Source organism: Vibrio sp. V39_P1S14PM300, assembly GCF_009904765.1.
Lineage (GTDB): Bacteria > Pseudomonadota > Gammaproteobacteria > Enterobacterales > Vibrionaceae > Vibrio > Vibrio proteolyticus.
Genome location: NZ_WXWP01000280.1, coordinates 6079 through 31301 on the forward strand (window position 1 = coordinate 6079; position 25223 = coordinate 31301).

Consider the following 25223-nt stretch of genomic DNA (forward strand, 5'->3'; position numbering starts at 1 on the left):
ATCAAACGCAGAAAATCGGTGTTATTCGTCCCCCTCCGATATAAATCACTGAAAAAGTGACACTCAAAATACGGATATCACCAAGGAATGTTTTTCTCGCAACATATCTTCAGCGAGAGACGGAATGGACTCGGAGTTGCCACCTTGGCGGACTCAGAATCAAAAAATAAAGGAACAGACGTACAGACTGAGTGAACGGCTCAGTATTGTCGCGTCTCCACTAAACTGGAAGGATGTATCTATGGTAGATAGAGAGCAGAAATCACAAGGCCTCTACACTCCAGAACTGGAGCATGACGCGTGTGGTATCGGTTTTGTCGCTCATCTGAAAAACCGCAAATCGCACGAAGTCGTCACTCAGGCACTGGATATGCTGGCACGGATGGAGCACCGCGGTGGTCAGGGCTGTGACCCTTGCAGCGGCGACGGTGCGGGCATTTTATTGCAGAAACCCCATGAATTCCTATTAGAAGAAGCCGTCAAGCTGGGCATCAAACTGCCTTCTTTCGAGCGGTATGGCGTGGGCGTCGTGCTGTTCCCGAAAGACGAATACCAACGCGAACAATGTCGCGACATTTTGGAACGCAATGCCAAACGACTGGATTTGGAAATCATCGGTTACCGGGTTCTGCCGACCGACAACACTATGATCGGCGCGGATCCGCTCAGTACCGAACCTCAGTTCGAGCATGTGTTTGTCACCGGCGGACCGGGCACTTCGCCACAAGAGCTGGAACGCAAATTATACGTCCTGCGTAACTACACCGTACGAGTCTGTCTGGAAAGCGTGTCGAACATTGGCGACGGATTCTACATCAATTCGATGTCGTACAAGACTCTGGTCTACAAAGGTCAGTTGACCACAGAGCAGGTCCCACAGTATTTCCTCGATCTGCAAAACCCGACCATGGTGACAGCGCTGGCATTGGTTCACTCTCGCTTCTCTACCAATACCTTCCCGAAATGGCGCCTGGCACAGCCTTTCCGTTACATTGCCCACAACGGTGAAATCAACACTGTGCGCGGTAATCTCAACTGGATGAAAGCGCGCGAGGCGATCCTCGAATCGGAGCTGTTCAGCCAGGCCGAGATCGACATGTTGCTGCCGATCTGTCAGGAAGGCAGCTCAGATTCATCCAACTTCGATATGGCACTGGAGCTCCTGGTACTGTCTGGTCGTAGCCTGCCACACGCTCTGATGATGTTGATCCCAGAAGCCTGGCAAGAAAACAAAACCATGGATCCTAAGCGTCGTGCGTTCTACCAGTACCACGCCAATATTATGGAACCGTGGGATGGCCCGGCTTCCGTCTGTTTCACCGACGGCGTTCAAGTGGGGGCCACCCTCGACCGTAACGGTCTGCGCCCGTCTCGCTACACCGTGACCAAAGATAACTTCCTGGTAATGGCATCTGAATCTGGCGTGGTGGACATTGCTCCTGAGAACGTGGAATTTCGTGGTCGCCTGCAGCCCGGACGTATCTTCGTTGCCGATTTAGAGCAAGGTCGCATCATTTCTGACGAAGAAGTGAAAGACACCATCGCCACCGCTCAGCCATACGAGCAGTGGGTAGCTGAGAACCTTCTGAACCTGCACAAGCTCCCCGATGCGAGCAACCAGTTCAGCCAACCGTCTCCGGAGCGGCTGCTTCACCGCCAACAAGCGTTTGGGGTCAGCAGCGAAGAAGTCAACGAACTGATTGTGCCGATGGCTCAAGACGGCAAAGAGCCGCTCTCTGCCATGGGCGCGGACTGGCCGCTGGCGGTGCTGTCGCATCAGTCTCAGCATCTGTCTAACTACTTTAAGCAGCTGTTTGCTCAGGTCACCAACCCGCCGATCGATCCAATCCGCGAGCGCATGGTGATGTCGCTCAACACTTACTTAGGGAAAGACCAAAACCTACTGACGGAAACACCGCTTCACTGTCAGAAAGTTGAGCTGGAATCGCCGGTGCTGGCAAACTCTGAGCTGGAGAAACTGCGTGCAATCGACAACGAGCATCTGCAAGCCAAAACACTGGATATCGTCTTTCAGGCCAGCGAAGATCAAGGCAAACTTGAGCGGGCGCTCAAACGCATCTGCCAATACGCAGAAGACGCAGTAATTGATGGTTACTCCATCATCTTGCTGACCGACCGTGCCGTGAACTCAAACCACGCCGCAATCCCAGCCATGCTGGCGGTCGGTGCGGTGCATCACCACCTGATCCGCAAAGGCCTGCGTGCGAAGTGTGACATTGTGGTCGAAACCGGTGACGCCCGTGAAACGCACCACTTTGCTACTCTGATTGGTTACGGCGCCAATGCCGTGAACCCTTACTTGGTGATTGAAACCATCATAGATCTGCAACGCACGAAAAAGTTAGATCCAGACGCGAACCCACGCGATCTGTTCAATAACTATCGCAAAGCGATCAATGGCGGCCTGTTGAAGATCTTCTCGAAGATGGGCATCTCTACCCTGCAGTCGTACCACGGCGCGCAAATCTTCGAAGCCTTGGGCATCCACAAATCGGTGGTCGACAAATACTTCACAGGCACAGTTTCTCGTATCCAGGGGCTCACTCTGGACGACATCGCCAAAGAAGTGCTGATCCGTCACCGCATCGGCTACCCTCAACGCGAAATCCCAATTCAAATGCTCGACGTGGGTGGGGTTTACCAATGGAAACAACGTGGTGAAAAGCACCTGTTCAATCCAGAAACGATTTCTCTGTTGCAACAATCAACACGTAACAAAGATTACGCTCAGTTCAAACAGTACGCGAGCGCCGTCGATAAACAAGGCGACAACGCAGTAACGCTCCGTAGCCAACTTGAGTTCATCAAAAACCCAGCCGGCGCTGTCTCTATCAACGAAGTAGAGCCTATTGAGAGCATCGTCAAACGCTTTGCCACCGGTGCGATGTCATTCGGTTCGATCTCTTATGAAGCGCACTCCACACTAGCGGTTGCGATGAACCGCCTCGGCGCTAAGTCGAACTCAGGTGAAGGTGGTGAAGATCCGATGCGCTTTGAGCGCAAAGACAATGGTGACTGGGAACGCTCAGCCATTAAACAGGTGGCGTCAGGCCGTTTCGGTGTGACCTCTTACTACCTCACCAATGCCGATGAGCTGCAAATCAAAATGGCGCAAGGCGCGAAACCTGGTGAAGGTGGTCAGCTGCCTGGCGATAAAGTCGATGATTGGATCGGCGCGACGCGTCACTCAACGCCGGGAGTCGGTCTCATCTCACCTCCGCCGCACCACGATATCTATTCCATCGAAGATTTGGCTCAGTTGATCTACGACTTGAAAAACGCTAACCGTGCCGGTCGCGTTAACGTGAAACTGGTGTCGGAAGCCGGTGTTGGTACTATCGCTTCCGGTGTCGCGAAAGCCAAAGCCGACGTCGTGCTGATCGCAGGTTTCGACGGCGGTACCGGCGCGTCACCCATGTCTTCCATTCGCCATACCGGCCTTCCTTGGGAACTCGGCTTGGCAGAAACCCACCAGACGCTGCTGAAAAACGGCCTGCGTAACCGTATCGTCGTTCAGGCGGATGGTCAGATGAAAACCCCGCGCGACCTGGCAGTCGCTACACTGCTCGGTGCAGAGGAATGGGGGGTCGCCACCGCCGCATTGGTGGTTGAAGGTTGTATCATGATGCGTAAGTGTCATAAAAACACCTGCCCGGTTGGTATCGCCACACAGAACAAAACGCTGCGCGAGCGCTTTGATGGCCGCGTCGAAGATGTGGTGACTTTCTTCCAGTATATGGCGCAAGGTCTGCGTGAAATCATGGCGGAGCTGGGTTTCCGCACTATCGACGAAATGGTCGGCCAGGGCCAGAAACTGAAAGTTCGCCAAGACGTTTCGCACTGGAAATACCAAAACCTCGATCTGTCTCCTGTTCTTCACATTGAGCAGCCACGTGAATCAGACGGTATCCACAACCAAACGCAGCAGAACCACAACCTTGAAGCTGTGCTAGACCGTAAGCTGATTCAGGCCGCAATTCCAGCGCTAGAAAAAGGCCAGGCAGTGGATGCAGAGTTCCCTATCGTTAACACTGACCGTTCTGTCGGTACCATGCTGTCGAACGAAATTTCAAAAGTATACAAAGACCAAGGGCTGCCTCAACCGATGACGGTGAAGTTCAAAGGCTCAGCCGGTCAGTCCTTCGGTGCCTTCCTGGCGAAAGGTGTTCAGTTCGACGTCGAAGGCGATGCGAACGACTACTGGGGTAAAGGGTTGTCTGGCGGTACCTTAGTACTCTACCCAGATGCGAACTCTAGCATTGTGGCCGAAGACAACATCGTAGTGGGTAACGTCTGTTTCTACGGCGCGACCTCAGGTGAATCGTTTATTCGCGGCATGGCGGGGGAACGTTTCTGTGTGCGTAACTCGGGTGCCAAAGTCGTGGTTGAAGGGGTCGGAGATCACGGCTGTGAATACATGACGGGCGGCGCAGCGATCATTCTGGGCTCAACGGGTCGTAACTTCGCTGCCGGTATGAGTGGCGGTGTCGCTTACGTATGGGATAAGTCCGGCGACTTTGAGTCGAAACTGAACCCAGAACTGGTGGACCTGGATCCTATTGAGCAAGAAGATCGCGAACTCTTACTCAACATGCTCACCAAGCATGTTGAATTCACAGGAAGTGAAGTCGCTCAGTCTTTCCTGGACAACTTTGAAGCCAGCCTGGCTTCGTTAGTAAAAGTGATGCCGCGCGACTATAAAGCGGTACTGCAAAAGCGGAAAGCTGAAGCGCAGTCTCAAGGAAATGCAACTCAAGCGGAGGCCGTGTAATGGGTAAGCCTACTGGATTTTTAGAGCATGGTCGTGAACTGCCACAGAAGATCGACCCGCAAGAACGCATCAAGAATAACAAAGAGTTTGTTCTCAACGAGGAGTTTGGTAACAAAATCAACACTCAGGCTTCTCGCTGTATGGATTGTGGTGTGCCGTTTTGTCATAACGGCTGCCCGATTGGCAACATCATTCCGGAATTTAACGATGCGGTGTATCGTGATAGCTGGGAAGAAGCCTGGAACATTCTCAGCTCCACCAACAACTTCCCGGAGTTTACCGGTCGAGTGTGTCCGGCGCCGTGTGAAAGTGCGTGTGTCCTCGGGATCAACCAGGATCCCATCACCATCTGTAACATCGAGAAAACCATCGTTGAAACGGCGTATCGTGAAGGGTACGCCAAACCGAAAACGCCACGTTCTCGCACAGGTAAAACCGTAGCAATCATCGGCTCTGGCCCGGCGGGCCTGGCCGCCGCTGAGCAGCTAAACAGCGCAGGCCATACGGTGACGGTATTTGAACGTGATGAAAAAGTGGGCGGCTTACTGCGTTTTGGGATCCCTGATTTCAAACTGGGTATGGACATGATTGATCGTAAAATCAACTTAATGGCAGAAGCTGGCGTTGAGTTTAAAGTCAATCAACACGTGGGTGTCGATATTAACGCCCAGCAACTGCGTCAGGAATACGATGTGGTGCTACTGACCGGCGGGTCAACCGTTCCTCGTGATCTTCCTGTGCCGGGACGCGAGCTAAAAGGCGTGTACTTTGCGATGCAGTTCCTCGGACAAAATAATCGCCGCGCGAACAACATGGCTCTCAAAGGGGAAGAGATTCACGCCGCAGGGAAACACGTTGTTGTCATCGGTGGTGGTGATACGGGATCTGACTGTGTGGGTACGTCAAATCGTCACGGTGCCGCTAGCGTTACTCAGGTTGAAATCATGCCGATTCCACCGGAGAAACGTCCAACCAATATGCCCTGGCCACAATACCCGATGATCCTGCGCACCTCGACCTCTCATGAAGAAGGCGTCGATCGTCACTGGAATATCCTGACCAAAGCCTTCATCGGTAACGACAAAGGTGAAGTCACAGGTCTGCGCCTGGCCGACATCGTCTGGGAAGAGGCAAAACCCGGTGAGCGCCCCAGCTTTAAAGAAGTGGAAGGCAGCGAACGCGTGATCCCTTGTGACATGGCTTTCCTGGCCATGGGCTTTTTGCATCCGGAACCTACCGGTGTGCTGGCTCAACTGGATATCGCGCTCGATGATCGCGGTAATGTGGCCACGCTAGATTTTGCCACCAACCAAGAAGGCGTCTTCGCCGCAGGTGATATGCGCACAGGTCAGTCTCTGGTCGTACGCTGTATTAATGAAGGTCGTGAATGCGCGCGCGCCATTGACACTTACCTGATGGGCACCAGCAACCTGGAGGCAAGAGCCGATTCCCTGATGCTGTCCGCCTAACCACCATCGCCGGGTGATTGGATAAACAGCATGCTTATCCATGAAACCCCGGCGTTACAACGATTCCTTCCAAACATTTTTATTTGACCAGCATCACATGCTGGTCTTTTTTATTCCGACCACTCAAATATGTTGCAAAAATGTAACAATCAAAAATCTATCCTATTGATATAAAAGGGGTTATATGGTGATTTACGTGGTAAAAGCGTCGTCAGCGCGATTTTTCACTAAAAACTTGACCTTTTTCACAACAAGCTATAGGTTGTGAATTCGGTGAAAAGAAAAACACCCAATCTTGTTAAGTTTTAACGACGTTTTTATTGCATAAAAAAACAAATACAACAATTTAGATGCATAGTTAGTCATTTCTCTGCCAGGATGGCAGGAAGCAAAGGGAGAATTGCAATGGCTCTATATGATCCAAGTCTTGAAAAAGACAACTGTGGATTTGGCTTGATCGCACACATGGAAGGTGAAACAAGCCATAAGCTGGTTCGTACCGCAATCTCAGCACTTGATCGCATGACCCACCGGGGCGGTATCGCCGCTGACGGAAAGACCGGTGATGGTTGTGGCCTTCTGTTACAAAAACCCGACTCCTACTTACGCCTTATCGCCGAAGAGCACCAGTTTAAACTGGGTAAGCAGTACGCGATTGGTATGATTTTCTTCAGTCAGGATCCGGTGAAAGCCCAGTCTGCCAAAGACATCATCAATAAAGAACTGGCTCAGGAAACCCTGACCGTGTCAGGCTGGCGCGAAGTGCCGACCAATCCCGACGTACTCGGTCCTATCGCCGTCAACTCACTGCCCGATATCCAACAGGTATTTATCTCCGCGCCGGCCGGTTGGCGTGAACGCGACATTGAACGTCGCTTGTACATTGCCCGTCGCCGGATTGAAAAACAGCTGACCGATGACCGTGATTTCTATATCTGTAGCCTGTCAACACAAGTGATGGTCTACAAAGGCCTGTGCATGCCAGCTGACCTGCCCCGTTTCTATCTGGATCTGGCGGATCTGCGTATGGAGTCGGCCATCTGTTTGTTCCACCAGCGCTTTTCAACCAATACGCAGCCTCGTTGGCCGCTGGCTCAGCCGTTCCGCTATCTAGCGCACAACGGGGAAATCAACACCATTGAAGGCAACCGCCAGTGGGCTCGTGCCCGGGCGTACAAGTTTGCTTCCCCGCTGCTGCCGGACTTGCAGACCGCGGCCCCGTTTGTCAATGAAACGGGCTCAGATTCATCCAGCCTCGACAACATGCTTGATCTGTTCCTTGCTGGCGGGATGGACATCTTCCGCGCAATGCGCATGCTCGTGCCGCCCGCATGGCAAAACCACCCGGATATGGATGCCGATCTGCGCGCCTTCTACGATTTTAACTCCAAACACATGGAACCCTGGGACGGCCCGGCGGGCATCGTACTGTCTGATGGCCGCTATGCTGCCTGTAATCTCGACCGCAACGGCCTGCGCCCGGCGCGCTACGTGATCACCAAAGACAAACTGATCACCCTCGCCTCTGAAGTGGGCATCTGGGATTACGCGCCAGACGAAGTAGCGGAAAAAGGCCGCGTCGGTCCGGGCGAACTGCTGGTTGTGGATACCCGTAAAGGCAAACTGTGGCAATCCAGTGAAATCGATAACGACCTCAAAGGTCGCCACCCCTACCGCGAGTGGATGGAAAACAACGTTCACAAACTGACTCCGTTTGCCGCTCTCCCGGACGATCAGGTCGGCGAACGCAGCTTTGACGAAAATCGGCTCAAAACCTATCAGAAGCAGTTTGCCATGACCAATGAGGAAGTGGATCAAGTGTTGCGCGTGTTGGGAGACATGGGCCAGGAGGCGGTCGGCTCTATGGGCGACGATACGCCCATGGCCGTGCTGTCGTCCAAAGAGCGGCTGGTAACGGACTATTTTCGTCAGAAGTTCGCTCAGGTGACGAACCCGCCGATCGACCCGCTGCGGGAAAAACACGTCATGTCACTGGCAACTAGTATCGGTCAGGAGATGAACGTGTTTTGCGAGACGGATGGTCACGCCTATCGGGTGACCTTCGACTCCCCAGTGCTGCTGTACTCAGACATGCAACAACTACTGGAACTGAGTGACAAGCATTACCGCAATACCATCCTCGACATCAATTACGATCCGCAGCAAAAAGACCTGAAGCAGGCGCTGCTGGATGTGTGTGATGAAGCCGAGCAGGTGGTTCGTGACGGCACGGTACTGGTGGTACTGTCGGACCGTGCACTGGTTAAAGGTAAATTGCCAATCCCGGCGGCGATGGCGGTTGGCGCTGTTCAGACACGTCTGGTTGAAGCCAACCTGCGCTGTGATGCCAACATCATCATCGAAACCGCTTCCGCGCGCGACCCTCATCAATTTGCCGTTCTGCTCGGTTTCGGCGCTACCGCAGTCTATCCGTACCTAGCTTATGAAGCGCTGGGCAAAGTGATCGATGACGGCGCGATCGACAAAAGCTATCGCGACGTGATGCAAAATTATCAGTACGGCATCAATAAAGGCCTGTATAAGATCATGTCCAAGATGGGCATTTCGACCATTGCTTCCTATCGCTGCTCGCAGCTGTTCGAAGCCGTCGGCCTGCATCGGGATGTGGTCGACCTCTGTTTCCGCGGCGTCACCACTCGTATCCAGGGGGCAAACTTCGAAGATTTTCAGCAGGACCTGTTCAACCTGTCACGGAAAGCCTGGGCGAAGCGCAAATCGATTGATCACGGCGGACTGTTGAAGTACGTCCATGGCGGCGAATATCACGCCTACAACCCGGACGTGGTCGGTACACTGCAAACGGCGGTTAAAACCGGTCAAGCAACGGATTACCAGAGTTTTGCTAAGCAGGTGAACCAGCGTCCGGTCGCGATGCTGCGTGACCTGATGCAATTGAAAAAAGCAGCGCAGCCACTGCCGCTGACGCAAATTGAACCTGCAACAGATCTATGCAAACGCTTTGATTCAGCAGCGATGTCGATCGGCGCACTCAGCCCGGAAGCGCATGAAGCGCTGGCGACCGCGATGAACCGCCTCGGCGGTTATTCAAACTCAGGCGAAGGCGGCGAAGATCCCCGCCGTTTCGGCACCGAACGCAACTCGCGCATCAAGCAGGTGGCCTCTGGCCGATTTGGTGTGACGCCTCACTATCTGACCAATGCGGACGTACTGCAAATCAAAGTGGCGCAAGGAGCCAAACCCGGCGAAGGTGGTCAGTTGCCCGGGCATAAAGTCACGGCAGAAATCGCCAAGCTGCGTTACTCGGTGCAAGGGGTGACGTTAATCTCTCCTCCTCCGCATCACGATATTTACTCGATTGAAGATTTAGCTCAGCTGATCTTCGACCTGAAGCAAGTGAACCCGAAGGCGCTGGTGTCGGTGAAACTGGTCTCCGAACCCGGGGTTGGCACGATAGCAACCGGTGTTGCCAAAGCGTACGCCGATTTGATTACTATCTCGGGTTACGACGGCGGCACCGCAGCCAGTCCGTTAACCTCAGTAAAATACGCCGGTAGCCCTTGGGAATTGGGCCTGGCTGAAACCCAACAAGCGCTGGTTGCCAATGGTCTGCGCCACAAAATCCGCTTGCAGGTTGACGGTGGCCTGAAAACCGGATTAGACGTCGTCAAAGCCGCCATTCTGGGTGCTGAGAGCTTTGGGTTTGGTACCGCCCCTATGGTAGCGATGGGCTGTAAGTTCCTGCGTATCTGTCACCTGAACAACTGTGCGACCGGGGTCGCGACTCAAGACGAGACACTGCGCAAAGAGTACTTCAAAGGCTTGCCGGAAATGGTCATCAACTATTTCACCGGACTGGCCGAGGAAGTGCGCGGATTGCTCGCGGAACTGGGGGTGGAAAAGCTGACGGATCTGATTGGCCGCACCGACTTACTGCAAGCCGTAGAAGGCATGACCGCCAAACAGAGCAAACTGGATTTGTCCGGTATTCTGGAAGCGCCGGTCTCCGCCGAGGGGCATCCCCTGTTCTGGACCGAGCCGAACGCACCATTCGACAAAGCCATCCTCAACCAGAGAATTGTTGACGATGCCATGGCGGCGATTGAAGCGCAGCACTCAGCCAGCTTCTACTACGACGTGATCAATACCGATCGCTCAGTCGGAGCGCGCGTGTCGGGCGAAATCGCTCAACGTTATGGCAACCAGGGCATGGCGGCCACCCCGATCAAGATCCACCTCAACGGAACCGCAGGTCAGTCGTTCGGTGTATGGAACGCCGGTGGCGTGGAACTGTACCTGACTGGCGACGCCAATGACTATGTCGGTAAAGGCATGGCTGGTGGTAAAGTGGTGATCAAGCCACACCTTGGCACGGCCTTCCAGTGCAACGAAGCGACCATCATCGGCAACACCTGTCTGTATGGCGCAACCGGCGGTAAATTGTTTGCGGCGGGTAAGGCCGGTGAGCGTTTCGGAGTCCGCAATTCAGGCACTATCGCAGTGATTGAAGGAGCCGGTGACAACGCCTGCGAATACATGACTGGCGGTATTGTCGCTATCCTGGGAGCCACCGGAGTGAACTTCGGCGCGGGTATGACGGGGGGATTTGCGTACGTACTGGACGAAAATGACGACTTTGCCGGCCGGGTCAATAATGAATCGGTCGAAGCGCTGTCACTGGCGGATCTGTATATCCATCAGGAGCACCTGCGCGGACTGATTGCCGAGCATCTGGAAGAGACCGGTTCAGTGCACGCTGAACGTATCCTGGCAGACTTTGACGAATGGATTCCGAAGTTCTACCTGGTGAAACCGCAAGCTGCGGATCTCAATACCCTGCTCGGCCACCAGAGCCGCAGCGCCGCAGAACTGCGCGTTCAAGCACAATAAGAATTGGAAGGAGCCAGATTTATGAGCCAGAACGTATACCAATTTATCGATGTTCAACGCGTGGACCCTGCGAAGAAGCCGCTCAAGATACGCAAGATAGAGTTTGTTGAAATTTATGAACCGTTTACCAAACAGCAGGCCACCGCTCAGGCGGATCGCTGTCTGGATTGCGGTAATCCGTATTGTGAATGGAAATGCCCGGTTCACAACTACATTCCTCAATGGCTGAAACTGGCCAATGAGGGCCGTATCCTCGAGGCAGTCGAGTTGTCTCACCAGACAAACAGTCTGCCGGAAGTGTGTGGTCGTGTATGCCCACAGGATCGTTTGTGCGAAGGGTCCTGTACCCTGAATGATGATTTCGGCGCGGTCACCATCGGCAATATTGAAAAATACATCACCGACAAAGCGTTCGAGATGGGCTGGAAACCGGACATGTCCAACGTGGAGTGGACCGACAAGAAAGTCGCCATCATTGGCGCCGGCCCTGCCGGTCTGGCCGCGGCAGACGTGTTGGTGCGCAATGGTGTCAAACCTGTGGTGTTCGATCGTTATCCGGAAATCGGTGGTTTGCTGACCTTTGGTATCCCATCGTTCAAACTGGAAAAAGGGGTGATGGAAAATCGCCGTCGCGTTTTCAGTGAAATGGGCGTGGAGTTCCGCCTCAACGTTGAAGTCGGAAAGGATGTCCAGATGCAAGAACTGCTGGACGAGTACGATGCGGTGTTCCTTGGCGTCGGTACCTATCAATACATGCGTGCCGGTTTAGACAACGAAAACGCTCCGGGCGTCTACGACGCTCTGCCGTTTCTGATTTCCAACACGTATAAAGTGATGGAACTGACCCACGATCAGCCGTTTATCGACATGGCCGGCAAAAGTGTGGTGGTTTTGGGTGGCGGTGATACTGCGATGGACTGCGTGCGCACCTCGGTTCGTCAGGGCGCATCCAAAGTCGTCTGTGCGTATCGCCGGGACGAGGCCAATATGCCGGGCTCGCGCCGAGAAGTGAAAAACGCCAAAGAAGAAGGCGTCAAGTTCATGTTCAACTTGCAACCACTCGGCATTGAAGTCGATGCCAGCGGCCAGGTGTGCGGTGTAAAAGTCGTCAAAACCGCGCTGGGTGAACCCGATGCCGCCGGGCGCCGCCGTCCTGAACCGGTCGAAGGCAGTGAGCACGTGCTCAAAGCAGACGCAGTGATCATGGCTTTTGGTTTCCAGCCGCACCAGATGGCGTGGTTAGAACCATTCGACGTCGCGCTGGATCAGTGGGGACGCATCAAAGCCTCCACGCAACAGACGTTTCAATATCAGACCAGCAATCCGAAGATTTTTGCCGGTGGGGATGCGGTCCGCGGCTCCGATCTGGTGGTCACGGCAATTGATGAAGGGCGTAAGGCCGCCGATGGCATCCTCGACTACCTGGAAATCTGAGTAAATAAACGCACAAAAGGATCCACTCTGTGGATCCTTTTTCATTTCTGCCCCTATAATAAAAAGTTATTTATTTTTAGGATGTTGTCATGAAACTCATCGCGTTTATCTGCCTGAGTCTCGTGAGCTTAACCGCTTGCACGCACGGAGTAGCCCCCATGCAGGACCGAACCGCTCAACCTTGTGGTAACAAACCCAACTGTGTGTCTACAGAAGACACCCGGGAAGCCTTTCATCTGGCGCCTTTTACCTTAACTGACAATGCAACACTGGATGACGTCGAACGTGCTGCTCTGATGCTGCCCGGTGCCAAAACGGCTGAGCGTCAAGCCGATTACCTGCGGATCGAATGCACTACTCGCATCATGCGTTTTGTGGATGATCTCGAACTGCGGATCCGTCAGCAACAACTGATGGTGCGCTCTGAATCCCGGCTCGGGTATTCGGATTTTGGTGTCAACCGCAAACGGGCTGAGCAGTTGAGAAGCCTGCTGCTACAGCAAGGTGTGATCATCGAGTAACAGCGATAAAAAACCGAAGCCTGGGCTTCGGTTTTTTTATTACTCTGTCAGCGATTCGTCGCGAAACACCACTAAGCGTTTGGGCGCGATTTTACCGTCATCGTTCATCTCACCGACACCGATAAACAGCTTGTCATCCCCGCTGGTCAGGCGCACTACGCCTTCAAGCGGTGCCCCAAAAACCTGTACTGGCTGACCATGCTGAACCATATCGGTCAGCTCTGGTACCAAATTCACTTCGGGCAGATCCTGCACGGCAGTATCCATGGGCAACAACAACGGATCAAGCAACTCGCGAGGTGCAATATCATCACGCTGGGCTTGCTCAAGCAACGCATTCAACTGCTCGAGCGTTACCATGCGTTCATAAGGGTATTTGGCCACTCCGGTGCGGCGCAGCATCGTCACGTGTGCCCCACAACCAAGCATCTCACCCAGATCATCAACGATGGTACGGATGTAGGTGCCTTTTGAACAATGCACTTCCATCTCGACTTCATCCCCCTCAAAGCGATGCAGTACGATCTCGTAAACGGTGATTTTACGCGCTTCACGCGGTACGTCGATGCCCTGACGCGCGTATTCATACAGAGGTTTGCCCTGATGTTTAAGCGCGGAGAACATGGATGGAACCTGATCCGTGATACCACGGAACTTGTCGATACAAGCTTGTAGTGTATCCAGATCGACATTGACCGGTCTGGTTTCAACGACCTCACCATCCGAATCAGAGGTGTTGGTCCGTTCACCCAGTTTGGCGATAACACGGTAGCGTTTATCGGAATCAAGCAGGAATTGTGAAAACTTGGTTGCTTCCCCAAGACAAATAGGCAGCATGCCCGTCGCTAAGGGATCCAGTGCCCCCGTGTGCCCTGCTTTCTCAGCAAAATAGATGCGCTTTACTTTCTGCAACGCATCATTTGAGGAGATGCCGGTCGGTTTATCCAACAGGACAACACCATTGACCGGACGGCCTTTGCGACGACGAGCCATTATTCTTCGTCCTCACGACCAGAATCTTTCTGCTTGCGCTTATCTTCACTGACCACTTCCGTGACCAGGTTCGACATGCGCATGCCTTCAACCAGAGTATTGTCGTAGTGGAAACGGATCTCCGGAGTCAGACGCAGACGAATGCGTTTACCCAGCATCATGCGGATATGCACTTCGTGCTCACGCAAAGCGGCCAGACACGATTCCGGGGTTTGCTCGCCCACACACAGGAACGTCACGAACACTTTGGCGTAAGCCAGATCGCGGGACACCTCAACATCAGAGATGGTCACCATCCCCAGACGAGAGTCACGGACTTCACGTTGCAGGATCATGGCCAGTTCTTTTTGCAGCTGCTGTGCAACACGCTGCGTACGACTAAATTCTTTTGACATAACTTTTCTCTTATCTAGAAAGAATGGGGGGATGGTTAACCCAGCCCCCCATGGCGTATTCAACAACCGATCATTGCCATTGTGTTGGCAACATAAGTCAATTAATCGATAGTACGCTTCACTTCAACAATTTCGAATACTTCGATTTGGTCACCAACGCGAACATCATTGTAGTTCTTAACGCCGATACCACATTCGTAACCATTCTTCACTTCGGCAACGTCATCTTTAAAGCGGCGCAGTGATTCCAGCTCACCTTCATAGATAACCACGTTATCACGCAGTACGCGGATCGGGTTGTTACGCTTGATGACACCTTCAGTAACCATACAGCCCGCAACGGCACCCAGTTTCGGTGACTTAAATACGTCACGAACTTCAGCCAGACCAATGATCTCTTGTTTGAACTCAGGTGCCAGCATGCCGCTCATGGCCTGCTTCACTTCGTCAATCAGCTGGTAGATGATTGAGTAGTAACGCAGATCCAGGTTCTCAGTTTCGATGGTACGACGCGCAGAGGCATCCGCACGAACGTTAAAGCCAAGAACGATAGCGTTAGACGCTGCAGCCAGTACTGCGTCCGTTTCTGTGATACCACCGACACCAGAACCAACGATGTTGACTTTCACTTCATCAGTAGACAGTTTCACCAACGAGTCAGCGATGGCTTCAACCGAACCTTGTACGTCTGCTTTCAGAACGATGTTCAGTTCAGCAACATCACCCGCCGCCATATTAGAGAACATGTTCTCCAGTTTCGCTTTCTGTTGACGAGCCAGTTTCACTTCACGGAATTTACCTTGACGGTAGTTCGCGACTTCACGCGCTTTACGTTCATCACGGACAACTGTCGCTTCATCACCTGCCGCCGGTACACCCGACAGACCCAGGATCTCAACAGGAATCGACGGGCCCGCTTCAGTAACTTCGTTACCCACTTCATCACGCATTGCACGAACACGGCCATATTCCTGACCACACAGAACGATGTCGCCCTTGTGCAGTGTACCAGACTGAACCAGAACGGTGGCAACCGGACCACGACCTTTATCCAGACGAGATTCCACCACCACGCCTGATGCCATGCCTTCTTTCACAGCCGTCAGTTCAAGAACTTCCGCTTGCAGTAGGATGGTTTCCAGCAGTTGCTCGATGTTGGTTCCCTGTTTTGCAGAGATGTGAACAAACATGTTCTCACCGCCCCACTCTTCCGGAATAACATCGTACTGAGCCAGCTCGTTCTTAACGTTGTCTGGGTTCGCTTCTTCTTTGTCGATCTTGTTCACGGCAACAATCAGAGGCACACCGGCCGCTTTCGCGTGCTGGATCGCTTCTTTTGTCTGAGGCATTACGCCATCGTCTGCTGCCACGACCAGAACAACGATATCCGTTGCCTGAGCACCACGAGCACGCATAGCGGTAAACGCGGCGTGTCCAGGAGTATCCAGGAAGGTAATCATGCCGTTTGGCGTTTCAACGTGGTAAGCACCAATGTGCTGAGTAATACCACCGGCTTCGCCTGACGCTACGTGCGCACGACGGATGTAGTCCAGAGTCGACGTCTTACCGTGGTCAACGTGACCCATGATGGTCACAACGGGTGCACGTGGTACAGACTCGGCATCGCTGTCACGATCAGACAGAACCGCTTCTTCCAGTTCGTTCTCTTTACGCAGGATAACTCTGTGACCCATTTCTTCAGCAACAAGTTGTGCTGTTTCCTGGTCAATTACCTGGTTGATCGTGGCCATTGCGCCCATTTTCATCATCACTTTGATGACTTCAGTCGCTTTCACCGACATCTTGTTCGCCAGTTCAGACAGAATGATGGTTTCACCAATCATAACATCTGACTTCGCAACGGTGGCCGTTTTGTCGAAACCGTGCTGCATTGAAGCTGGTTTCGCTGGCTTGCTCAGCTTGCCTTTGCGACCGCCTTTACCGCCACGCTGGTTACGTGCGCCACGCTCTTGAGAGTCGCTCTTCGAAGACATTTTCTTGTTGCTCTTACGGCGACCGCTGCCTTCTACTTTACGATCTGCTTCATCTTCGGCTTCACGTGCGTATTGTGAAGTCGTTACATGGTAATCTGTATTTTCCATATCACCCTTTTTCTTTTCTGCAGCAGACCAACGCTCTTCGTTCTTCTGAGCCAATTCGCGCGCTTCTTCCAGCTGGCGCTGACTCTCCTCTTCAGCCTTACGCTTGGCTTCTTCTTCCCGACGACGCTTCAGCTCTTCAGCTTCTTTTCGCGCTGCTTCTTGCTTGGATTTCTCTTCAGCAGTGAGTTCACTTCCTTTATCTGACTCACGCTTCGCTTTCTCTTCAGCGTCACGTTTGGCTTTCTCTTCAGCCTCGCGTTTCGCTTTTTCTTCCGCGTCACGCTTAGCCGCTTCTTCTGCTTCACGTTTCGCTTCTGCGTCACGTTTCGCCTGCTCTTCGGCTTCACGTTTCGCTAGTTCTTCAGCTTCACGCATCGCAGCTTCTTCTGCTTCGCGTTGCGCTTCATCTTCGATTGTACTGCGCTTAACATACGTACGTTTTTTGCGCACTTCAACCTGAACATTCTTACTTTTACCACCGCCCGCGTTCACACTCAGTGTACTGCGGGTTTTACGTTGCAATGTTAAGCGAGTCGGGCCGGATTCACCTGACGTGTCTCCGTGCTCTTTTTTAAGGTGAGTAAGTAGTTTCTGCTTCTCATCGTCAGACACTACATCTTCACTCGCTTTGTTCATGCCAGCATCAGCAAGTTGTTCTAATAAGCGGTCAACTGGCGTACCAATTTCTTCACTCAGTGCTTTAACTGTTCTTTGTGTCATGCCGCTTTCTCCCCTTGCTGAATTAATTATGCATCTTCACCGAACCAACAAATGTTACGAGCAGCCATGATCAATTCACCTGCACGTTCTTCGGTAAGACCTTCAATACCTTCAAGATCATCAATTCCCTGATCAGCCAGATCTTCCAGTGTTACCACACCTTTGGCTGCCAGTTTAAACGCCATTTCGCGTTCCAGACCTTCCAGACCCAGCAGATCGTCCGCTGGCTCCAGGCCTTCAAAAGACTCTTCCTGTGCCAGAGCAATCGTCGTCAGTGCATCTTTTGCACGTGTACGCAGCTCTTCAATCAGATCTTCATCCAGACCTTCAACTTCAAGCAGTTCATTCACCGGAACGTACGCCACTTCTTCCAGTGTTGAGAAACCTTCCTCAACCAGAAGCTCAGCGAAGTCCTGCTCGATATCCAGGTACTTCATGAAGTTTTCAATAGACGCCTGAGACTCTTCTGCGTGTTTCTTCTGCAGATCTTCAACGGTCATCACGTTCAGTTCCCAACCTGTCAGTTGAGACGCCAGACGGACGTTCTGACCGTTACGGCCAATCGCCTGTGCCAGATTGTCAGCTTCCACCGCGATGTCCATCGCGTGTGCATCTTCATCAACGATGATCGACGCAACGTCAGCCGGCGCCATCGCATTAATCACAAATTGCGCTGGGTTGTCGTCCCACAGCACGATATCGATACGCTCACCACCCAGTTCACCAGAGACAGCCTGAACACGCGCACCGCGCATACCCACACACGCACCGACCGGGTCAATACGTCGGTCATTGGTTTTGACTGCGATTTTGGCGCGAGAGCCTGGATCACGTGCAGCGCCTTTCAGCTCAATGATTTCTTCAGCAATTTCAGGCACTTCCACACGGAACAGCTCAGCCAGCATCTCAGGTTTAGAACGAGTGATGAACAGCTGGAAACCACGTGCTTCTGGTGCGACTTTGTACAACAGACCACGAACACGGTCGCCCGGACGGAAGTTTTCACGTGGCAGTTGGTCATCACGCAGGATTACCGCTTCCGCATTGCTGCCCAGATCTAAAATGATGGTGTCGCGGTTCACTTTTTTCACCACGCCAGTCACCAGATCGCCTTCGTTGTCGATGAACTGCTCAACAATTTGAGCGCGTTCAGCTTCACGAACTTTCTGTACGATCACCTGTTTCGCCGTTTGAGTGGTAATACGGTCAAACGTCACGGAGTCGATTTCGTCTTCGATGTAATCACCCAGCTCAACCGAATCATCGTCATAGCGGGCCGCTTCCAGCGAAATTTCTTTGGTTGGGCTTTCTACTTCCTCTACCACCATCCAGCGGCGGAAGGTGTCGAATTCACCGGTTTTACGGTCGATAGCAACACGAACGTCAATTTCGATTTCGTATTTCTTTTTGGTCGATGTTGCCAACGCGATTTCCAGTGCTTCGAAAATACGCTCACGAGGAACTGCTTTTTCGTTCGAAACCGCTTCAACTACCGCTAAAATCTCTTTACTCATTTTTCTAGCCTCTAAGCTTTTATTTTTAGGGACCTAAAATTTAGGGATAAGGTTCGCTTTAGAAATGTTGCTCAAAGCAAACTGTTCTTCTGCCCCGTCTACGGTGACAGACACGATTTCACCATCAACAGAGTGGATCACTCCCTTCCATTTGCGGCGGTTGCCAACGGGCATTTTCAAAACGATGTTTACCTCGTGACCAATAAACTGTTCGTAGTGTGCTGCTTTAAATAGTGGTCTTTCCAGACCAGGAGAGGACACTTCCAGGTTATAAGCCACTGAAATTGGATCTTCAACGTCCAGCACTGCGCTAACCTGATGGCTAACTTCTGCACAGTCGTCTACGTTAATGCCATTTTCATGGTCGATGTAAATACGTAACGTTGAGTGTTCGCCTGCGCGAATAAATTCTAATCCAACCAACTCGTAGCCTGAGGCTGCGACAGGCGCGTCAAGCATTTCAGTAAGTTGTCTTTCTAAGCCAGTCATTTAAACCACTCCAGAAACAAAAAAAGGGCTCAGAGCCCAATTTCAATTCCAAGCAACACCTGAATTCCGAACGTGCAGAAATTCAGATAACAAAAAACCCCGAAAGTCGGGGTTTTTTGTTGCTGGACCCTGATACGTTAAATACTAGTGTATTTAACTCACAGTGCGCATTCGACACTGTGCAAACTTGTCCACGAATCCGTGAAAGGATTTGGTTGCGGGGGCCGGATTTGAACCGACGACCTTCGGGTTATGAGCCCGACGAGCTACCAAGCTGCTCCACCCCGCGTCCGACTTGCTGTGCATTATACGCTCAACAAGGTGATTTACAAGTTTGTAAATAATGGTGCCGAGAGAGGGACTCGAACCCTCACACCTAAGGCACTAGCACCTCATGCTAGCGTGTCTACCAATTTCACCATCTCGGCATCAAACTTTGCAGCTTATTGAGGGATGTCGTCACTCGGCTTAGCCGGTACATCACTCGCTGCATCATCAACTTTCTTCTCAATAACCTGACCTTGACTTGGGTCAGCAAACTGAGATTCAACTTTATGGGTAGACATGTTACCCAGTACCAAGCTGATGACAAAGAATACGGTTGCAAAAATTGCAGTCATTCGGGTTAGGAAGTTACCAGAGCCGCTTGCACCAAACACTGTGTTTGAAGCGCCAGCACCGAATGAGGCTCCCATATCTGCGCCTTTACCTTGCTGAATCAACACCAGGCCAATTACACCAAGCGCTGCCAACAGGTAAATCACAAGTAGAACTGTAAACATATTTCCACCTATGTTCCAAATTGTTGAGCCAGCGCCGCTCTGGAAAGATTCCGGAACAAGGCTAGCGGCCTCCACTACTGAAGGCGGAGCAATACTAGCGAAAGCCATGTTATCTGACAAGAGGAAATTGACAAAAAAGCTTAACTCTTCGGTCAAACGGTCAAAAAAAGGGCAAAAGCAGCAATCAGTTACCCTTTTGTCTCCCGAGTCGCTCTCCTTCTTAAAGGACGCTCTCGCTTAACGTCAACCTTTTACCGTCAGCAACTGGCCTTGACCGCAGCGGCAATCTTCAGAGCCGACGCCTTCACCAGCTCAGCATCTTCCCCTTCCACCATCACACGGATCAGCGGCTCGGTACCGGATTTACGCAGCAGAACTCGACCTTTATCACCCAATTCGTTTTCCACTTGTTCCACCGCAGCGATGACCACTGCCGCTTCCAATGGGTTGGAGTAGCCAGCAAAACGGACATTCTCCAGCACTTGAGGATACAGGGTCATTCCCTGAGACAGCTCATGCAAGGTCATGTCGCTGCCAACGACCGAAGCCAGCACCTGCAACGCAGCCACAATCGCGTCACCAGTGGTGACTTTATCCAGTAAAATAACGTGTCCGGAATTTTCCGCGCCGATCTTCCAGCCTTTTTCCTGCAACTGCTCCATCACATAACGATCGCCCACGGCAGCGCGGACAAACGGAATGCCGAGCTGCTTCAAGCCGTTTTCCATTCCCAGATTAGTCATCAGCGTACCAACAACCCCACCTTTGAGCTCGCCACGGCGCAGCGCATCGCGTGCAATGATGTACGCGATCTGGTCACCATCCACTTTGTTGCCCAGATGATCGACCATGATGATGCGATCGCCATCACCATCGAACGCCAGCCCCAGATCCGCCCCTTCTGCCACAACACGTTGCTGCAGGGCTTTCACATCAGTAGCCCCTACCTGATCGTTGATGTTGGTGCCATTGGGTTCAACGCCCATGGTGACGATGTCCGCACCCAGCTCCGTAAACACACTCGGAGCAATATGATACGTGGCGCCATGCGCACAATCGACGACAATTTTCAGTTTTTCCAGACTCAATTGAGACGGAAAGGTACTCTTACAAAATTCAATGTAACGGCCAGCAGCGTCATTCAGGCGCGCCGCTTTACCCAGCATCGCCGACTCCACACACTCAATGTCTTTGTCCAGCTCTTCTTCGATCGCCAGCTCAACATCATCGGGTAACTTAGTGCCCTCAGAGGAGAAAAATTTAATCCCGTTGTCGTAATACGGGTTGTGCGATGCAGAGATGACAATACCGGCTTCCGCACGGAATGTCTGGGTCAGATACGCCACAGCCGGCGTCGGCATCGGGCCGGTAAAAATGGCTTTCAGCCCCGCCGCTGCCAGGCCCGCTTCCAGAGCGGATTCCAGCATGTATCCCGAGATGCGGGTATCTTTACCAATGATAACTTTTTTCGTGCCTTGTTTAGCCAGTACACGGCCGGCAGCCCAACCAAGCTTGAGTACAAAATCCGGCGTGATCGGGTATTGACCTACCTTGCCACGTACGCCGTCCGTACCGAAATAGCGTCTTTTATCAGACATACGGTTTCCTTCATTATTATTGTGCTGTGAATCTTAGCGATTGCTCAAAGTTGCCTCGACAACCCGCATCGCTTCCAGCGTCTCTTCGAAATCATGGACACGAATGATCTGTGCCCCTTTCATCGCGGCAATGCTGGCACAAGTCACACTGCTCACCATGCAGTCCGCCGGTTGCTTGTCCAGCAACTTGAAGATCATCGATTTGCGTGACATTCCCGCCAGAATAGGCAAACCAAACTTATGAAACTCTTCAAGGTGCGCCAGTAGATGATAATTATGTTCAACGGTTTTGCCAAAGCCAAATCCAGGATCCAGAATTAATTGCCCTTTTTTGATCCCTGCCGCTTCACATGCCGCCACGCGTTCCTGAAGAAACGCCGCCACTTCACTCAGCACATCTTCGTAGTGAGGGTGAGCTTGCATGGTGCGTGGTTGCCCCTGCATGTGCATCAGACAAACAGGTACCTGAGCCTGCGCCGCGACCTCCAGAGCACCTGGCTCTCGTAATGCCCGGATATCGTTAATTAAATCGGCCCCAGCCGTAACGGCCTGGCGCATCACTTCCGCTTTACTGGTATCGACTGAGATCCAGACATCGTATTGCTGACGAATGGCACGGATCACCGGAATCACCCGCTCCAGTTCATCTTCCAATGCCACTTCCGGCGCCCCGGGGCGGGTAGACTCACCACCAATATCGATGATGGTGACACCGGCGTCGATCATGCGCCTGACGCGTTCTAATGCGGAGTCAATCGAGTTAAATTGGCCCCCGTCAGAAAACGAGTCCGGGGTCACATTAAGAATCCCCATTACCTGAGGACGGCTCAAATCGAGCGTTTTATTATTTGCTGAGATTTTCATTTTAAATACAAAAACCCCGAGTTGCCTCGGGGTTTGATCAGTAGACTAAAATTATTCGGTATCTTTGTCTTCAGACGGTGCGCTGTCCTGCTGGGCTTTTTCTGCGGCAGGCTCAGCTTTCTCTTCCGGCTGTTTTTCAGCCTTGGCTCGCTCCTGATCCGCCCAGCCAGCAGGCTCACGAATCTCATCTTTGCGCGCCATCAAATCATCAATCTGACCCGCATCGATGGTTTCATATTTCATCAACGCGTCTTTCATCGAGTGCATGATATCCATGTTTTCTTCCAGGATACGCTTCGCCCGATCATAGTTGCGATCAATGATGCTGCGCACTTCGTCGTCTATCAGCTTGGCGGTGTCATCTGACATATGCTTAGTCTGCGTCACGCTGCGACCCAAGAATACCTCGCCTTCGTCTTCAGCGTACAGCAGAGGACCCAGTTTTTCCGAAAAGCCCCATTGTGTGACCATCTTACGAGCGATGTCCGTTGCACGTTCGATATCGTTCGAGGCACCGGTCGATACTTTGGCCGGACCATAAATCAGCTCTTCCGCCAAACGGCCGCCATACAAGCTGGAAATCATCGACTCCAGATGCTGACGCGACATGCTGATGCGGTCTTGCTCAGGCAGGTACATGGTTACCCCCAAAGCACGGCCACGAGGAATGATCGACACTTTATAAACAGGATCGTGTTCAGGCACCAGACGACCGACGATCGCGTGGCCCGCTTCATGGTACGCAGTAGACTCTTTAACCTCTTCCGACATCACCATTGAACGGCGCTCGGCACCCATCATGATTTTGTCTTTTGCCAGTTCGAACTCAACCATGGAAACGTTACGCTTGTTACCACGGGCAGCAAACAGCGCCGCTTCGTTCACCAGGTTTGCCAAATCGGCACCCGAGAAGCCAGGTGTACCACGGGCAATCAGAGACGGTTCAACATCACCAGCCAGAGGAACTTTACGCATGTGCACTTTCAGGATCTGCTCACGGCCACGTACATCTGGCAGGCCCACAACGACTTGACGGTCAAATCGGCCAGGACGCAACAACGCCGGATCCAGTACGTCCGGACGGTTTGTCGCCGCAATCACGATGATACCTTCGTTGCCTTCGAAACCATCCATTTCAACCAGCATCTGGTTGAGCGTTTGCTCACGTTCATCGTGACCACCGCCCACACCAGCACCACGCTGACGACCGACGGCATCAATCTCATCGATAAAGATAATACAAGGGGCGGCTTTCTTAGCCTGGTCGAACATATCACGTACCCGTGATGCACCAACACCGACGAACATTTCGACAAAGTCAGAACCCGAAATCGTAAAGAACGGCACTTTCGCTTCACCGGCAATGGCTTTTGCCAGCAAAGTTTTACCCGTGCCCGGAGGGCCGACCATCAGAACACCCGTTGGGATCTTACCACCCAGTTTCTGGAAACGGCTCGGATCACGCAGGTAATCGACCAGCTCTTTCACATCTTCTTTGGCTTCATCACAGCCAGCAACGTCGTTAAAAGTGGTTTTGATCTGCTCTTCACTCATCATGCGAGCCTTGCTCTTACCAAACGACATCGCGCCTTTGCCGCCGCCGCCCTGCATCTGACGCATGAAGAAAATCCACACACCGATAAGCAGGATCATCGGGAACCACGAAATAAAGATGGTTCCGAGTAAACTTTGTTCTTCTGGAGGTGTGCCTTGTACTTTCACGTTCTGGTTGATCAGATCGTCCAGCAGTTTCTGGTCGTACACAGGCATGTAAGTCACGTAACGCGCGCTACCACCACGACGAGTGAATGAAATCTCTCGCTCTTTAAAGGTTGCTTCCTGGATCTGGCCTTGGCCAACTTCCTGCACAAATGTGGTGTAATCTACTGTTCTGCCGTTACTGTCACCAGGACCGAAGCTCTGGAATACCGACATCAATACTACAGCGATGACGAGCCACAGAATTAAATTTTTTGCCATGTCACTCAAGGTGTCAGCCTCGCGATAACTAATTGTAATTAAAGGTAGGGTACTACAGTTTGTAACCTGTAGCTATAGTGTTAACTTTTGCCACGGGCAGCGAAATGGTTACCCTTTGTAACCGGTTGCTACGATGTAAACTTCACGCGATCTTGCCCGGGAAGAATCCGGTTTACGGATTTTGACGGCCCTGAACAAATCCCGCACGTCTTTTACGTACTGGTCAAATCCTTCCCCCTGGAAGACTTTCACCACAAAGCTACCATTAGGCGCCAGAACTTGTCGACACATATCGAGCGCAAGCTCGACCAGGTACATCGCTCTTGGCTGGTCGACCGACAGGTTACCGGCCATATTCGGCGCCATATCAGACATTACTACGTCAACCATGTCAGGCTGGATTCGTTCAAGCAGCGCGTCCAGGACAGATTCTTCACGAAAATCGCCCTGCAGAAACGCGACTCCTGCAATTGAGTCCATTGGCAGAATGTCACAGGCAATCACCTGACCTTCTTCACCAACGATCCCCGCCGCATACTGAGACCATCCACCCGGAGCCGCACCGAGGTCAACCACGGTCATGCCCGATTTCAACAGCTTGTCTTTATTCTGAATCTCTTCAATTTTGAAGATAGCACGTGAGCGATAGCCTTTCTTCTTGGCTTCGTTGACGTATTTATCATCAAAATGCTCTTTCAACC

Annotated in this window: 15 protein-coding genes and 2 tRNA genes; 5 read left to right on the plus strand and 12 right to left on the minus strand. The window is 52.3% G+C overall.

Features of this window, described 5'->3' with window-relative positions; translation table 11 throughout:
* The first annotated feature begins 241 nt into the window (after positions 1-241).
* From gltB (CAG65_RS14250) to CAG65_RS14270, 5 genes are all read left to right on the plus strand, one after another.
* The gene (gltB, locus tag CAG65_RS14250) at positions 242-4792 is read left to right on the plus strand and encodes a glutamate synthase large subunit (RefSeq protein WP_161454079.1); all 4551 of its coding nucleotides are present in this window, start codon (positions 242-244) and stop codon (positions 4790-4792) included.
* Positions 4792-6261 (plus strand): glutamate synthase subunit beta, encoded by a 1470-nt coding sequence (locus CAG65_RS14255; RefSeq protein WP_161454080.1) that lies wholly within the window; start codon positions 4792-4794, stop codon positions 6259-6261. The genes gltB (CAG65_RS14250) and CAG65_RS14255 overlap by 1 nt, the downstream gene beginning before the upstream one ends.
* Before the next feature lie 405 nt (positions 6262-6666).
* Positions 6667-11130, plus strand: coding sequence for a glutamate synthase large subunit (gene gltB, locus CAG65_RS14260; RefSeq protein WP_161454081.1), 4464 nt, complete (start codon positions 6667-6669; stop codon positions 11128-11130).
* 21 nt (positions 11131-11151) lie between these two features.
* Complete coding sequence (locus CAG65_RS14265) at positions 11152-12564, plus strand: FAD-dependent oxidoreductase (protein ID WP_161454082.1); 1413 nt, start codon at positions 11152-11154, stop codon at positions 12562-12564.
* A gap of 89 nt (positions 12565-12653) precedes the next feature.
* Complete coding sequence (locus CAG65_RS14270; RefSeq protein ID WP_161454083.1) at positions 12654-13085, plus strand: DUF1499 domain-containing protein; 432 nt, start codon at positions 12654-12656, stop codon at positions 13083-13085.
* A 39-nt stretch (positions 13086-13124) separates the two neighbouring features.
* Here CAG65_RS14270 and truB read toward each other — a convergent pair whose 3' ends face one another.
* From truB to rlmE, 12 genes are all read right to left on the minus strand, one after another.
* A complete protein-coding gene (truB, locus tag CAG65_RS14275; RefSeq protein ID WP_161454084.1) occupies positions 13125-14078 on the minus strand; it encodes a tRNA pseudouridine(55) synthase TruB in 954 nt (317 codons plus the stop codon).
* Entirely contained in the window at positions 14078-14473 is a 396-nt protein-coding gene (rbfA, locus tag CAG65_RS14280; RefSeq protein WP_021705685.1) for a 30S ribosome-binding factor RbfA, read from the minus strand. The genes truB and rbfA overlap by 1 nt, the downstream gene beginning before the upstream one ends.
* 101 nt (positions 14474-14574) lie before the next feature.
* The gene (gene infB / locus CAG65_RS14285) at positions 14575-17295 is read right to left on the minus strand and encodes a translation initiation factor IF-2 (RefSeq protein ID WP_021705686.1); all 2721 of its coding nucleotides are present in this window, start codon (positions 17293-17295) and stop codon (positions 14575-14577) included.
* Between the two features lie 26 nt (positions 17296-17321).
* On the minus strand, positions 17322-18809 hold the full coding sequence (gene nusA, locus CAG65_RS14290; protein ID WP_021705687.1) for a transcription termination factor NusA: 1488 nt from the start codon (positions 18807-18809) through the stop codon (positions 17322-17324).
* A 33-nt stretch (positions 18810-18842) separates the two neighbouring features.
* Positions 18843-19298: a ribosome maturation factor RimP gene (gene rimP / locus CAG65_RS14295; RefSeq protein ID WP_021705688.1), complete on the minus strand. Its 456-nt coding sequence runs from the start codon at positions 19296-19298 to the stop codon at positions 18843-18845.
* Between the two features lie 212 nt (positions 19299-19510).
* Positions 19511-19587, minus strand: a tRNA-Met gene (locus CAG65_RS14300).
* 55 nt (positions 19588-19642) lie between these two features.
* A tRNA-Leu gene (locus CAG65_RS14305) sits at positions 19643-19726 on the minus strand.
* Between the two features lie 15 nt (positions 19727-19741).
* Complete coding sequence (secG, locus tag CAG65_RS14310) at positions 19742-20080, minus strand: preprotein translocase subunit SecG (protein ID WP_161454085.1); 339 nt, start codon at positions 20078-20080, stop codon at positions 19742-19744.
* Positions 20081-20337: 257 nt separating this feature from the next.
* Positions 20338-21678 (minus strand): phosphoglucosamine mutase, encoded by a 1341-nt coding sequence (gene glmM, locus CAG65_RS14315; protein WP_161454086.1) that lies wholly within the window; start codon positions 21676-21678, stop codon positions 20338-20340.
* A 33-nt stretch (positions 21679-21711) separates the two neighbouring features.
* Positions 21712-22542, minus strand: coding sequence for a dihydropteroate synthase (folP, locus tag CAG65_RS14320; protein ID WP_161454087.1), 831 nt, complete (start codon positions 22540-22542; stop codon positions 21712-21714).
* 51 nt (positions 22543-22593) lie between these two features.
* The gene (gene ftsH, locus CAG65_RS14325) at positions 22594-24531 is read right to left on the minus strand and encodes an ATP-dependent zinc metalloprotease FtsH (RefSeq protein ID WP_040902707.1); all 1938 of its coding nucleotides are present in this window, start codon (positions 24529-24531) and stop codon (positions 22594-22596) included.
* Between the two features lie 99 nt (positions 24532-24630).
* Positions 24631-25221, minus strand: coding sequence for a 23S rRNA (uridine(2552)-2'-O)-methyltransferase RlmE (gene rlmE / locus CAG65_RS14330; RefSeq protein ID WP_237668817.1), 591 nt, complete (start codon positions 25219-25221; stop codon positions 24631-24633).
* Between the last annotated feature and the right edge of the window lie 2 nt (positions 25222-25223).